15 protein-coding genes are annotated in these 12,954 nt (G+C 68.3%); 5 read left to right on the forward strand and 10 right to left on the reverse strand.

The features are described 5' to 3' along the window. Positions 1-87 precede the first annotated feature (87 nt). Together AB0I35_RS18035 and AB0I35_RS18040 are read left to right on the forward strand one after the other, a co-directional pair. Positions 88-879 carry an SDR family oxidoreductase gene (locus AB0I35_RS18035; protein WP_357397192.1) on the forward strand — a complete coding sequence of 264 codons (792 nt, stop codon included), beginning with the start codon at positions 88-90 and terminating at the stop codon, positions 877-879. Positions 880-889: 10 nt separating this feature from the next. Next, the gene (locus AB0I35_RS18040) at positions 890-1,984 is read left to right on the forward strand and encodes a diacylglycerol kinase (protein WP_357397193.1); all 1,095 of its coding nucleotides are present in this window, start codon (positions 890-892) and stop codon (positions 1,982-1,984) included. Between the two features lie 18 nt (positions 1,985-2,002). Here AB0I35_RS18040 and AB0I35_RS18045 read toward each other — a convergent pair whose 3' ends face one another. The 3 genes from AB0I35_RS18045 to AB0I35_RS18055 all read right to left on the reverse strand — a co-directional run bounded on the left by AB0I35_RS18045 (position 2,003) and on the right by AB0I35_RS18055 (position 4,192). After that, a complete protein-coding gene (locus tag AB0I35_RS18045; protein ID WP_357397194.1) occupies positions 2,003-2,320 on the reverse strand; it encodes a DUF2795 domain-containing protein in 318 nt (105 codons plus the stop codon). A 95-nt stretch (positions 2,321-2,415) separates the two neighbouring features. Beyond that, complete coding sequence (locus AB0I35_RS18050) at positions 2,416-3,687, reverse strand: glycosyltransferase 87 family protein (RefSeq protein ID WP_245655186.1); 1,272 nt, start codon at positions 3,685-3,687, stop codon at positions 2,416-2,418. Between the two features lie 76 nt (positions 3,688-3,763). Next, positions 3,764-4,192: a MarR family transcriptional regulator gene (locus tag AB0I35_RS18055; protein WP_357397195.1), complete on the reverse strand. Its 429-nt coding sequence runs from the start codon at positions 4,190-4,192 to the stop codon at positions 3,764-3,766. 58 nt (positions 4,193-4,250) lie between these two features. Between AB0I35_RS18055 and AB0I35_RS18060 the strand changes: the two genes are divergently transcribed. Continuing rightward, entirely contained in the window at positions 4,251-5,270 is a 1,020-nt protein-coding gene (locus AB0I35_RS18060) for a hypothetical protein (protein ID WP_357397196.1), read from the forward strand. Between the two features lie 151 nt (positions 5,271-5,421). Beyond that, complete coding sequence (locus tag AB0I35_RS18065) at positions 5,422-6,294, forward strand: hypothetical protein (protein ID WP_357397197.1); 873 nt, start codon at positions 5,422-5,424, stop codon at positions 6,292-6,294. Here AB0I35_RS18065 and thpD read toward each other — a convergent pair. The 5 genes from thpD to AB0I35_RS18090 all read right to left on the reverse strand — a co-directional run bounded on the left by thpD (position 6,282) and on the right by AB0I35_RS18090 (position 10,189). Beyond that, on the reverse strand, positions 6,282-7,199 hold the full coding sequence (gene thpD / locus AB0I35_RS18070) for an ectoine hydroxylase (RefSeq protein ID WP_357397198.1): 918 nt from the start codon (positions 7,197-7,199) through the stop codon (positions 6,282-6,284). The two genes, AB0I35_RS18065 and thpD, sit on opposite strands and share 13 nt — an antisense overlap. After that, positions 7,186-7,587 (reverse strand): ectoine synthase, encoded by a 402-nt coding sequence (locus tag AB0I35_RS18075; RefSeq protein ID WP_357397199.1) that lies wholly within the window; start codon positions 7,585-7,587, stop codon positions 7,186-7,188. The genes thpD and AB0I35_RS18075 overlap by 14 nt, the downstream gene beginning before the upstream one ends. Beyond that, on the reverse strand, positions 7,584-8,852 hold the full coding sequence (gene ectB / locus AB0I35_RS18080) for a diaminobutyrate--2-oxoglutarate transaminase (protein ID WP_357397373.1): 1,269 nt from the start codon (positions 8,850-8,852) through the stop codon (positions 7,584-7,586). Before ectB ends, AB0I35_RS18075 begins: the two co-directional genes overlap by 4 nt. Positions 8,853-8,857: 5 nt before the next feature. Next, on the reverse strand, positions 8,858-9,406 hold the full coding sequence (gene ectA, locus AB0I35_RS18085; protein WP_357397200.1) for a diaminobutyrate acetyltransferase: 549 nt from the start codon (positions 9,404-9,406) through the stop codon (positions 8,858-8,860). Between the two features lie 69 nt (positions 9,407-9,475). Beyond that, positions 9,476-10,189, reverse strand: a complete 714-nt coding sequence (locus AB0I35_RS18090) for a response regulator transcription factor (RefSeq protein ID WP_067487451.1) — start codon at positions 10,187-10,189, stop codon at positions 9,476-9,478. A 288-nt stretch (positions 10,190-10,477) separates the two neighbouring features. On the opposite strand from AB0I35_RS18090, the gene AB0I35_RS18095 reads away from it, so the two are divergent. Then, positions 10,478-11,410, forward strand: coding sequence for a threonine/serine dehydratase (locus AB0I35_RS18095; RefSeq protein ID WP_357397201.1), 933 nt, complete (start codon positions 10,478-10,480; stop codon positions 11,408-11,410). Positions 11,411-11,416: 6 nt separating this feature from the next. Here AB0I35_RS18095 and AB0I35_RS18100 read toward each other — a convergent pair whose 3' ends face one another. Continuing rightward, entirely contained in the window at positions 11,417-12,271 is an 855-nt protein-coding gene (locus AB0I35_RS18100) for an SDR family oxidoreductase (RefSeq protein WP_067492253.1), read from the reverse strand. Between the two features lie 34 nt (positions 12,272-12,305). Then, positions 12,306-12,953, reverse strand: coding sequence for an FHA domain-containing protein (locus AB0I35_RS18105; protein WP_357397202.1), 648 nt, complete (start codon positions 12,951-12,953; stop codon positions 12,306-12,308). Between the last annotated feature and the right edge of the window lies 1 nt (position 12,954).

Raw genomic sequence — 12,954 nt, forward strand, 5'->3', positions numbered from 1 at the left:
ACCCCTTGTCCGCGGGGTCGCCCCGCCCTACACTGCTTCGACTATTCGCCACACATTAGTCGAATATTCGACGCCTGAGGGGCTTTCATGATTCTCGATCACTTCCGGCTCGACGACCGCGTCGCCGTCGTCACCGGGGCAGGACGCGGACTCGGGGCCGCGATCGCCGTCGGTTTCGCCGAGGCGGGCGCCGATGTGGTGATAGCGGCGCGGACCGAGTCGGATCTGCGTGCGGTGGCCGAGCAGGTGGCGGCCACCGGCCGGCGGGCGGAGGTCGTCGTCGCCGACCTCGCCGACCCGGCGGCCGCCGCCGCGCTCGCCGAGGTGGCGGTCGAGCGGTTCGGGCGCCTCGACATCGCCGTCAACAATGTCGGTGGGGCGCTGCCGAAACCGTTGCTGGACACCACTCCCGAGGACCTGGCCGAGGCCTTCACCTTCAATGTCGGCACCGCGCATGCCCTGGTGCGGGCCGCGGTGCCGAGGATGCTCGCCACGGCCGAGGGCGGTTCGATCATCAACATCACCTCCACCATGGGCCGGTTGCCCGGCCGCGCGTTCGCCGCGTACGCGACGGCCAAGGCGGCGCTTGCCCACTACACGCGCACCGCCGCGGCCGATCTGAGCCCGCGGGTGCGGGTCAACGCCATCGCACCCGGTTCGATCCTCACCTCGGCGCTGGCGGTCGTCGCGGGCAACGAGCAGATGCGCGGCCAGATGGAACAGGCGACGCCACTGCGCCGCCTCGGTGAGCCCACCGATATCGCGGCGGCGGCGGTGTATCTCGCCTCGCCCGCCGGGTCGTTTCTCACCGGCAAGGTGCTCGAGGTCGACGGCGGCCTGATCGCGCCCAATCTGACGATTCCGCTTCCCGATCTGTGAGGACCACATCATGACTGTTCGCGTAATCCACTGGGGCACCGGCAATGTCGGAAGGCACGCGTTGGCGGGTGTGCTCGCCGACCCACGGTTCGAGCTGGTCGGGGTCCATGTTTCCGGACCTGACAAGGTCGGCCTCGACGCGGCCGAACTGGCCGGACTCGCCACCCCGTCCGGCGTGCTGGCCACCACCGGCATCGAAGAGGTGCTGGCGCGCCGTCCCGACTGTGTCGTCTACACCGCGATGACCGACAACCGGCTACCCGAGGCGCTCGAAGACCTGCGCAGACTGCTCGCCGCGGGCATCGATGTGGTGGCCAGCGCACCGGTGTTCCTGCAGTACCCGTGGGGTGTGCTTCCGACGGAGCTGCTCGATCCCATCGAACAGGCTGCGGCACAGGGTGATTCGTCGCTGTTCGTGAACGGGATCGACCCCGGGTTCGCCAATGATCTGCTCCCCCTCGCCCTGCTCGGCACCTGCCGGTACGTCGAGCAGGTGCGCTGCCTCGAGATCGTCGACTACTCGACCTACGACAATCCGGCGGTCATGTTCGACATCATGGGGTTCGGCAAGCCGATGACCGAGACGCCGCTGTTGTTGCAGCCGGGGGTGCTGTCGCTGGCCTGGGGCAGCGTCGTGCGTCAGCTCGCGGCCGGACTCGGCATCGAACTCGATGCCGTCACCCAGGAGTACCAGCGGTTGCCCGCCCCGGAGACCTTCGACATCGACTCCGGCACCGTCGAGGCGGGTACGGCGGCGGCACTGCGGTTCGAAGTGCGCGGCATGGTGGGTGATCGCGCCGTCACGGTGCTCGAGCACGTCACCCGGTTGCGCGCCGATCTCGCACCCGACTGGCCTCAGCCCGCCCGGACCGGCGGTTCCTACCGGGTGGAGGTCACCGGCGAGCCGAACTACACCCTGGATCTGGCCATGTTCAGCGACCACGGCGACCACAATCACGCCAGCCTCGTCGGCACCGCGATGCGCCTGGTCAACGCCATCCCCGCCGTCGTCGCCGCACCGGCGGGCATCCGCACCACGCTCGACCTCCCGCTGGTGACGGGAACCGGGCTGGCGGATACCTCGCGGATCCCGGCCGCGAAATAGCCCTGGCCGAGAGTGCCGTCAGCTGTCCCGGTTCTCCCCCAGTTCCGCCACGATCGGGTTCGGCGGTACCTCGCGGTCCCGCTCGGCGACACCGGGGTGCGCGTGATCGCGGCTCTGCGCCATTCGCTGTGCCTCGGTTCGTCCGTCGTCGAGGGTCACCGACTGCAGGACCTCGGTCATGTTGGCGTAGGCCACCGGTGGGATGGCGCGCAGGGCGCGCACCGTGTCCTCGTCGGCTTTCGCGTCGGTCGCGCACCGCACCAGGTCGTCCTTGTTCGCCGGGAAATCCACCTCCGACAACGCTCGCTCGACCCGCTGCACATCGGTAGTCACCATCACGGAACCTTTCCGGGCGCCGAAGCGACCTGCGTCAGTTTCCTCGAACGGCTGCCGAAATACCCGGGCGGACCGGCCTCAAACAGGGCGGGTCCTCAGGCGGCGGGGATGACTTCCGGACGGGCGGGCTCCACCGCGACGGACTTGCGGTCCGCGCGTCTGCCGGTGACGAGGAACAGCACAACCAGCGCCACCGCCAACCACACATAGGTATCGCCGATGAGGTGCTGATCCCAGGTCCACGACGTTTCCCGGTGTTCGCCGTCGGGCAGGAAACTGTGCGGGGCGATGACGAAGACGGCGGCGACCACGACGGCCGTGGCGTACCAGCCGCGTGCGCTCGCGGCGGGCAGGGTGCGGGCGTGGCAGACGATGGCCAGCAGCGCGGGTGCGATCCACACCCAGTGGTGCGACCACGAGATCGGCGACAGCAGCAGGGTGAAGACGGCGTTCAGGGCGAGGGCGATCGCGGGAGCGTCGGCGGCCTTGCGCATGGCGACCACGACGAGGGCGAGCAGCAGGGCGCCGAAGAACAACCACAGGGCGTCGAACGGCAGACCCGTGACGTGCAGACGGGCCAGTACCGCCTGAATCGACTGGTTCGTGTGGAAGGCCGAACCGCTCAGGCCCGAGACATTGCCCAGGCCGCCGAACCAGTAGCGCACGGACTCCGTCGGCAGGATCGCGAACGAGGCGAGCGTGGCGATCGCACCGGTCGCGGCCGCGGTGGCGGCGGCCTTGTAGTCCTTGCGGACGAGGAAGAACAGCACGAACGCGGCGGGCGTGAGCTTCACGGCGGCGGCCAGGCCGATGAGCATGCCGCGCGGGTAGCGGGTCTTGGGCAGCAGGCAGTCGGTGGCCACCAGGACCATGAGCAGCAGGTTCACCTGCCCGAAGTCGATGGTGGCGCGCACCGGTTCGAGCAGCATCGCGACCGGTAGCGCACAGGCGGTGACCAGCAGGGCGACCTGCTTGCGCTCGGGGTTGTAGCGGCGGGCGACCAGGTACAGGGTCCAGGCCAGCGCGGCGACCGACACCGCGACGTAGAGGGTTTTGGCCGCACCCCACGGCAGCAATGCGAACGGCGCGAGCGCGATCGCGGCGAACGGCGGATAGATGAACGGCAGTCCGATCCCCACACTGGTCTTGGGGAGCTGGCCGTACATGTCCGCGCCGTCGCGCATGGCCTCGATCCCGAGGCGATACACCTGCAGGTCGATGAAGGCGCCGGAGTACGGTTCGAACGGCCACAGCGGGGTCCGCATGCACACCACCGCGACGACACCGAGCAACACCGGCACCAGCCACCAGGCTCGATTGATCGGGCGTGGGGTCGGTTGCGCGGGGTGGGTGGTGTCACTACTCATCCGCGGCGACTATACCGACCGAGCGCCCGAGTCGGGGCACCGACCTTCGGCGGCAGTGACGCGCACGACACCCCGTTCAGCCTTGGTTGTAGCGGACCAGCAGGCGAGCCAGGGTGCGGACATCCTCGTCGGACCAGTCGGCGAAACGGGCGGTGAAGGCGGCTCGGCGGGTGCGTTCGGCCTCGCGTGCGACAGCGCGGCCCTCGGGGGTGGCGCGCAGGATGTGGTTGCGCCGGTTGGCGGGGTCGATCTCGCGTGCTAGGTAACCGAGTTGCTCGAGCGCGCCGACCTGTCTGCTGACGGTCGACTTGTCGAGCAGGAACTGTGCGGCCACGTCGGCGGCCTGGCAGCCGTCGCGTTCGAGGACCAGGTCGAGGATGCTGTAGGCGACCAGGCTCAATTCCGGGTGCAGTTCGGCGGCGCGGCCACGGGCGCGGCGAGAGAAGGCGGTCAGCTCCCGCTGGATGACATCGACGGCATCGTCCCTTGCCTCTGGCTCACTCATGGTTGTACGATACAACAATTATAGTTGTATTTACCAACTTTCTTGGAGTCTTCCCTCGATGACCGGCACCCAGCTGCGACACGTCGCCGCCCACCTGCTCACTCCCCTGCTGATGTGTCTCGGCATGGCCCTGGCCTATCTCGGCGCGTTCCATCAACCCACGCCGAACCATCTGGCGCTGGCGGTGGTCGGTGATTCTCCCCAGTCGATGGTGCTCGCCCAGACGATGAAGGACCGGGGTGGCGCCGGCGTGGACGTCATCACCGTGCCCACCCGCGAGGCCGCGACGGACCTGCTGCACGAGCGCGACCTCGTCGGCGCCTACGTGCCCGATGCCGCGCGCCCGGAACTGCTCGTGGCCACCGCCGGTTCGGACACCAGCGCGATGGCCGCCGAAGTGGCGTTCCGATCGGTCGCCGACCATCAGGGCGTGCCGCTGGTGGTCACCGACGTGACGAGCAAGGCCGAGGGCGATCCGACCGGGCAGGGCCTGTTCTTCCTGCTGGTGGCGTTGAGTGTCGGCTCCTACGGCAGTGTCGCGGTGATCGGCGCCGCTGGCGCGATGCTGCGGATGCGGGTGCGCGCGGCGATCGGCGTGGTGACTGCCCTGGTGGTGAGCCTGATCGGTGTCGTGGTGGCGGGCCCGGTGTTCGGTGTGATCGACCGCGACTTCGCGAGCGTGTTCGGCATCGCCTGGCTGTATGCCGCGGGCATCATCCTGATCGGTATCGGCCTGCACACCTTCCTGAAGCGCTGGACCACGCTCGCCCTGATCACCCTGTTCGTGATGCTCAACTTCACCACCTCCGGCGGTGTCTACCGGCCGGAACTGCAGAACGGATTCTTCGGTGCGCTGCATTCGTTCTGGAACGGTGCCGATTTCGTCGAAGGTCTGCGCAGCCTGCTGTACTTCGACGGCGGCGCCGGTTTCGGCGCACGCCTCGGCGGTCTGTTCGTGTGGCTGGCGGTCGGCGCGCTGCTCGTCGCCGTCGCGGGGAAGTACGAGGCCCGGCATGCCCCTGCGCCGGTCAGCGAGCGGGCGGTCGAGGAGGAGATCGGCGAATCGGCCGCCGTCTGAGTCGGGTGACGTGCGCGCCATAACGGATCACGAGGAGGTGCGATGACCGATTCCGTGTCATGAATCGGGCCGCGTTCGGGGTGGGACGCGGGTACGGTGTAGCGCGCGACCGATGCAGGGGGTACTACGTCGGAAAGGGTGGGCTGCACCGATGAATCGTTCTGGCGCACAGCGCCCCGGTGACGTGCCGCTCGAGCACCGCTATACCGGGGCCGATCCCATCGACTGGTGCGGCGCCGACGTGTACCCGATGTACACCGAGGCACTACCGACCGGGACGACCGCGCTACGGCTGCGTGCGCTGTCGGTGATGCCGCCCGCCGACGTGTCGGGTCTCGGTCTGGGGCTCACCGTCACAGACGGCCATGTGAATCTGGGCGGGCGAACCCTAGGCGGCGTGGACATCTGGTCCGACGCGCTCGCGGCGGGCATCGACATCACCGTCACCGCCGAGGCGCCCGAGGCCCTGTTCACCCTCACGCCCGTCTGGGTGGCCGGTGCGGGCCCGCAGCAGTCGTGGACCGGCAACTACGGCATGGTCGTCGACCTGCTGCCCGACGGCGCGTCGACGCTGTGGTGCAGCACCGGCCCGGGTACCCCCGACTTCAACGAACTCGTCGTCGAACTCACCCGGGCCGACGCGGACCCCGCACCGACCGATCAGCTGCCACGGGTGGGCGCCCAGCCACTCGTACGGGCCGAGCCGTCCCTGTACGCCCGGCCGACCGCGCGTGCCCAGTCGGCCGTAGCCGCCCAACCGACCGCGCAGCCATACGCGGAGCAGAACGTCGGACGCGCGCTGCACGACCTGGGCTCGGCCATGTTCGCACGGGGAGAACACGACTCGGCTCGTGTGCTCTGGGCCCAAGCCGCCGAGGCCGGATGCAGCGCCGCCGCCTACGACCTCGGCCTGCTCGCCCTGCACGTCGGCGATATCGGCGCCGCCCGCACCTGGTGGCAGGCCGCGGCCCACGAGGATCCCCGGGCCGCGGCCTGCCTGGCCGAGCTGCCTCAGCGCACCTGATCCACCAGGTGCCGCTCGGCGGGTAACGACCGCACGGGCGTGAAATCACGTGCGGCGATGTGCTCCGGCCTGCGCCGCGGCGCCGCGAACGGCTCGACCAGGGCGTTCTCGACACTGCTGAACACCAGGAAGATGTTCGACCTGGCATACGGCGTGATGTTGTTCGACGACCCGTGCATCAGGTTGGAATCGAACAGCAGCGCCGAACCTGCCTTGCCGGTGAACTGGGTGATGCCGTAGCGCGCGGCGAGGAAGGTGATGTCGTCGTTGGTCGGGATGCCGATGCGCTGCTCGCGCAACGACTCCCGGTAATGACCCTCCGGCGTCTCACCCAGGCACGGCACGAACGTGCGGTGCGAGCCCGGCATCACCATCAGCGACCCGTTGAACGGGTAGTTGTCGGTCAACGCGATCGACAGACTCACCGCGCGCGGAGTCGGCATCCCGTCCTCGGCGTGCCAGGTCTCGAAATCGGAGTGCCAGCCGAACCCGCTGCCACCGAAACCCGGCATGTAGTTCACCCGGCTCTGATGCAGATACACCGGCGAACCGAGGATCTGCTCGGCGAGCCCGACGATGCGCGACTCGGCGAGCAGCTCCGCGATCGGCTTGCTCAGCCGGTGCACCTGGAACACCGAACGGACCTGTCCGGCAACGGGTTCCACGATCACTCGCTCGTCGCCGTAGAGCACCGGGTCGGCCGCCAGGTGCCCTATCTCGGCCCCGAAGGCCGCCACCTCGTCCGCGCTGAGCAGATCCGGGATCGTCGCGAAACCGTTCGCGTCGAACTCGGCCAGCTCGGGTGTACTCACCTGCCCCCACACCGTCGGATCGGTGCGCTCGATGTGGGGGGCGGGCTCGGACAACCGCGTGGGGTAGCGGTCGGACCGATCAGACACTGGCATCCTCCTCGATAATCAGCGGATACACCCCGTTCTCGTCGTGTACCTCGCGGCCGGTGACCGGCGGATTGAACACACACAACATCCGCAGCGTGGTGCGGGCGGTGACCTGATGACGTTCGTGGCCGTCGAGCAGGTACATCGAGCCGGGACCGAGCGGGTACACGGTCTGGTCCTCGAGGTCGAGCAGTTCACCCTCGCCCTCGACCAGCCAGACCGCCTCCACATGGTTCTGGTAGTGGAACCGGTGCACGGTGCCTGCTTGGATCGTGGTCTCGTGGAACGAGAACCCGACCTTGTCGCCCGCGAGCACGATACGTTTGCTTCGCCACCCGGGACCGGCCACATCGCGGTCGGTTCCGGTGATCTCGGCGGTGGTGCGCACGATCATGCGGCACCACCACAGACGGTGTCGATGCTGTCCGACAGCACCGAAAGACCACGGTCGAGCTCGTCGCTGCGCAGAGTCAGCGGCGGCAGCAGTTTCACGACCTCGTCCATCGAGCCCGAGGTCTCCACCAGCAGACCCTGCTCGAACGCGGTACGGCAGACCTTGCCCGCCTGCGACGGGTCGTCGAACACGATGCCGTGCACCATGCCGCGACCGCGGGTGGTGATGCCCTCGTGCCGCTCGGCCACGGCCGAGAGCGTGCGGCCGATGTATTCGCCGTTGGCGGCGGTGAGCCGGGCCAGCTTGTCGTCGGACCAGTACTCGCGCAGCGCGGCGGTCGCGGTGACGAAGGCGGGGTTGTTGCCGCGGAAGGTGCCGTTGTGCTCACCGGGAGCCCACTGGTCGTGCTCGGGCTTGAGCAGGACCAGCGCCATCGGCAGGCCGTAGCCACCGATCGACTTGGACAGGGTGACGATGTCGGGGGTGATGCCCGCGATCTCGAAGGAGAAGAACGGGCCGGTGCGGCCGCAACCCATCTGCACGTCGTCGACGATGAGCAGGATGTCGCGCGCGGCGCACAGGCCGGCCAGGTGGCGCAGCCACTCGGCGCGGGCCAGGTTCACACCGCCCTCACCCTGCACGGTCTCCACGATCACCGCCGCGGGGCGGTCGAAACCCGAGGAGCTGTCGTCGAGCACCCGCTGCATCCAGCCGAAGTCCTCGATGGTGTTGTCGAAGTAGCCGTCGTAGGGCATCGGGGTGGCGTGCTCGAGCGGCACGCCGGCGCCCGCCCGCTTGGCCGCGTTGCCGGTGACCGACAGCGCGCCCAGCGTCATGCCGTGGAAGGCGTTGGTGAAGCTCAGGATCGTCTTGCGGCCGGTGACCTTGCGGGCCAGCTTCAGCGCCGCCTCGACCGCGTTGGCGCCCGTGGGGCCGGGGAACTGCACCTTGTAGTCGAGCCCGCGCGGGGCGAGCAGGGTTTCGCGGATGGTCTCGAGCAGTTCACGCTTGGCCACGGTCGACATGTCGAGACCGTGGGTGATGCCGTTGCTGCCGATGTATTCCAGCAGCGCCTTCTTGAGCACCGGGTTGTTGTGGCCGTAGTTCAGCGCGCCTGCGCCCGCGAAGAAGTCGAGATAGTCGCGGCCCTGCTCATCGCGGATCCAGGCACCTTCGGCGGTGGTGAACACGGCGGGCCAGTCGCGGCAGTAGCCACGCACATTCGATTCCATCGCTTCGAAAATGCTGGTGTCGGTGGTCGTGATCATGATCATGCCTCCTGGCGCTGAGCGGGCGAAATAATGTAGAGGTGCTCGGCTTCGTGGGAATCTGGAAAATGATGTGGTTCGAAGAGTGATTCGGTGCGCAATTGCGCGCCGCGTTCGCGGGCCACCGCGGAGAACAACGCCTGGGAAGCGGAATTATCCGGCGAGATAGTCGTTTCCAGGGTGTTGATCCCGGCGGGTGCCACGGAGTCGAGCAGGGCGTGCAGGAGTTTCGCGGCCAAGCCACGTCCCCGGAATTCGGCGTCGACGGCGATCTGCCATACCAGCAGCGTGTCCGGTGCGTCGGGACGCACATAGCCGATCACGAATCCCACTGCCTGCCCGGCACTTTCGGCGACCATCGAGGTCGCTTCGAAATCGCGACACCACAGCAGATAGGCGTAGCTCGAATTCACGTCGAGCACCCGGGAATCGCGAGCGATGCGCCACAATTGGGCACCGTCGCCCAGTCGCGGATGTCGAAGAATTATTTCCGAACCTGGCGCTGCCGCCGCAGTGGCGGACGGCTCGATGGACATAGTCGGACTCGGCATACATTCCACCTTGACTAAGAGACTTTACGGTCTTTGTGTCGAGCTCTTTGCGGTTGTATGACGAATCGTTTACTGCGGCTGGATATCCAGCCGGTAACCCAGCCCACGCACGGTCACCACGATGCGCGGATCCGAGGCGTCGCGCTCGATCTTGGTGCGCAACCGGCGCACGTGGACGTCGACGATGCGTTCGTCACCGAAAAAGCCTTGATCCCACACTCTTTCGAGCAGCACCGCGCGGCTGAGCACGCGGCCGGGGGTCTCGGCGAGTTCGCACAGCAACCGGAACTCGGTGACCGTGAGGTGCAGTTCCTCGCTGCCACGGCGCACCGCGCCCGCGTCGGCCGCGAGAACCAGGGGACGTACCGGGTCGTCGTCGAGGACGACTTCGGGAGTGGCATCGCGCTCGGCGGTGATCCTGGCACGGCGGCGCAGAGCGCGCATCCGGGCGGTGATCTCCTTGATCTCGAACGGTTTGCTGACGAAGTCGTCGGCGCCCGCCTCCAGGGCCGCGACCACGTCGTGGGTGTCGTATCTGGTGCTGATCACGATGATCGGCACGTCGTGGTCGCGGCGGATCTCGCGGATGCAGTCGAAGCCGTCGGTGGCCCCACGCATCAGGTCGACGATCATCAGGTCGGGCGGGCCGTCGTTGCGAAGCCGGTCGAGGGCGTCTTCGGGGACACCCGCCTCGGCCACGGCGTAGCCCTCGTCTTCCATCGCGCGGCGCAGATCGCCCCGCATCTGCACATCGTCGTCGACGATCATCAAGTTGGCGGTCATCCTCGCACCTCGCTGCCGCCCGGCGCGACCGTGACCGCCGATGCGGCTGTGTTCTGCCAATGCTCGCTCATGTGCACTTCCTTTGCTGACACGCTCGTGCGTGCGGCCGGTACACCTGGGGAATTCGCGTCCCCAGTCCGACACGACATCCCGCTTTCGAGCTTGTTACCAATCCGTTACTTACCCAGAGCGCTCGTCGCGTAAACCCGCCGTAACAATTCGTGCCCGATTTGCACGGTTTCAAAGGTCGGTCGGGGTGCTGCGCGCGGTGGCATAGTCGACGGGGTGATGCCCACTTTCGACGACATCGAGGCCGCCGCCGCGCGGATCGAGGGCCGGGTTCGCCCGGTGACGGTTGCACCCGCTGGACCTGGGGATTCCCCGCTCTGGTTCGCGCTGGAGTTCTTGCAGTTCACCGGGACTTTCAAGGCGCGTGGCGCGCAGAACTTCCTGCGCGCCGCCGGGGAGTTGCCCGCCGCCGGTGTGACGATCGCCTCAGGCGGCAACGCGGGACTCGCGTGCGCGTGGTCGGCACGGGAAGCGGGCGTGCCCGCGACCGTGTTTCTGCCCGAATCGGCGCCGCCGGTCAAAATCCGTCGACTTCGTGACTTGGGCGCCGATGTACGACTGATCGGTCCCGAGTACAAGCAGGCGCTGGCCGCGTGCCAGGAGTTCGCGGCAGACACCGGGGCGCTGTTCTCACACGCCTACGATCACCCGCTCATCGCGGCGGGCGCGGGCACGCTGATGCGCGAGATCCAGCAGCGCGTGCCCGATCTGGACACCGTGGTCGTCGCGGTGGGCGGCGGCGGACTGTTCACCGGAACCGCGGTCGCCGCACAGCGTTTCGGCATCCGCACCGTCGCGGTGGAACCGGTGGGCTGTCGCTCGCTCAACGCCGCACTCGAGGCGGGCCGTCCGGTGCAGGTGAGCGTCGACTCGATCGCCGCCGATTCGCTCGGCGCGCCGAACGTGTCGGAGATGGCGCTGGCCGCCGCCCAGCACCCCGATGTGGTGTCGGTGCTGGTCGAGGACGAGACGATTCGCGCGGCGCGCCGACAGCTCTGGGACGAGCACCGGATCGCCGTGGAGAACGGTGCCGCGACCGCGCTGGCGGCGCTGCGCGACACCGGTTCCGGTGCGGCCTACCGGCCCGCCGAGGGCGAGCGGGTCTGCGTCGTCCTGTGCGGCGCCAACACCGACCCGTCGGACCTGGTGTGAGCGTGCTCAGCGCACCAGTTCGTTCTTGGTGGCGTAGTTGGTCATCGCGGCGTTGAGGCCGCGCATGGCCAGCGTGTAGCCGTACGGGACGTAGCGCTGGCCCCAGTGGGCGAGGTGGATGTCGCGGGAGGTGTAGACCCAGTAGCGGTTGCGTTCCACACCGCGGATCACCGCGTCGGCGGCCTGTTCCGGCGTGACGGCATGGCGCAGGAACAGGCCGATGGCCTTGCGCAGCGCGGCGTTGTCGCGGTCGACGCCCGCGATGTCGACGCTGTCGACCATCGGGGTGGCCATCGCCCCGGGAAGTACCAGGCTGACGCCGATCTTGTGCCTGCGTAGGTCGAACCGCAGCACCTCCGACACACCGCGTAGCCCGAACTTCGTCGCGCTGTAGGGCGCGTGCCACGGCAACCCGAACAGTCCGGCCGCCGAGGACACGTTCACCAGATGGCCGCCACGCCGCGCGGCGATCATCGGTGGCAGGAACTCCTCGATGACGTGGATGGGGCCCATGAGGTTGATGTCGATGGTGCGCCGCCACTGCTGATGGGTGAGTTTGTCGACGGTGCCCCAGGTGGCGATGCCCGCCACGTTCATCACGATGTCGACGTGCCCGACGGCCTCGAAGGTGTGCGCGGCCAGCCCGACGACGGCCGAATGGTCGCTCACATCGGCGGGATGGGCCAAGTGCACGGTGGCACCGGCGGCGCGCAGTTCCTCGGCGGTGGTGGCCAGCGTGTCGGCGGTGATGTCGGTGAGCACCAGCGACGCGCCCTTGGCGGCGGCCGCGAAGGCGGTTGCCCGGCCGAGACCGCTGGCGGCGCCGGTGATCAAACAGGTCTTCCCGTCGAACTTCGTCATGGCCCCGACCCTACGGTTCGCTCGATGTTCCCGTCTACGACAGGGTATCGATGGTTATGGTCGTCCAGCCGCCGACGTGGAGGCGGCTACCTGCCCGCAACGGCACCGGAACCTGTGGCGACAGTGGTGTCTCGGTGCCGTCGAGGCTGGTCCCGTTGGTCGAACCGAGATCGGTGACGGTGAGTGAACCGTCGGTCCCGACGCGCAGCAGGGCGTGCGCACGCGATACACCCGGGTCGGCCGGGGCGATACCGAGGTCGATCTCGGGCACGATGCCTTGCGAGGCCGAGCGTTTGCCGATCAGGAACTCGCTGCCGCGCAACTCGATCCGGCGTTCGGGGTAGAAACCGGGGAACGCCACCCGGTCGGCGTCGGGACCTTTGCGGGCCTGCACCCGGCCGTAGAACTCGCGGTCGGCGAAGACTCTGGCCACCCAGACGATTTCGCGCGCATCGGAGGTACCGCGCAGATCGGCGACGGGCGAGTCCGTGTGCGGCGGCGGCGCGGGCAGGGCCGAGTCGTATCCGCAGTTCTCGCAGAAGCGTCCGCTGGTCGGCACCGAACACGCGGGGCACAGGCGCAGATCGGCCGGATCGGCTGCCGGAGCACCGGTGAGTGCCGACCCGCACACATCGCAGTAGTCGGTGGCCTGCGTCTGGTGACCGTCGGCGCACACCGCCATG

The sequence above is a fragment of the Nocardia sp. NPDC050378 genome (assembly GCF_040655675.1).
Classification (GTDB): domain Bacteria; phylum Actinomycetota; class Actinomycetes; order Mycobacteriales; family Mycobacteriaceae; genus Nocardia; species Nocardia coubleae.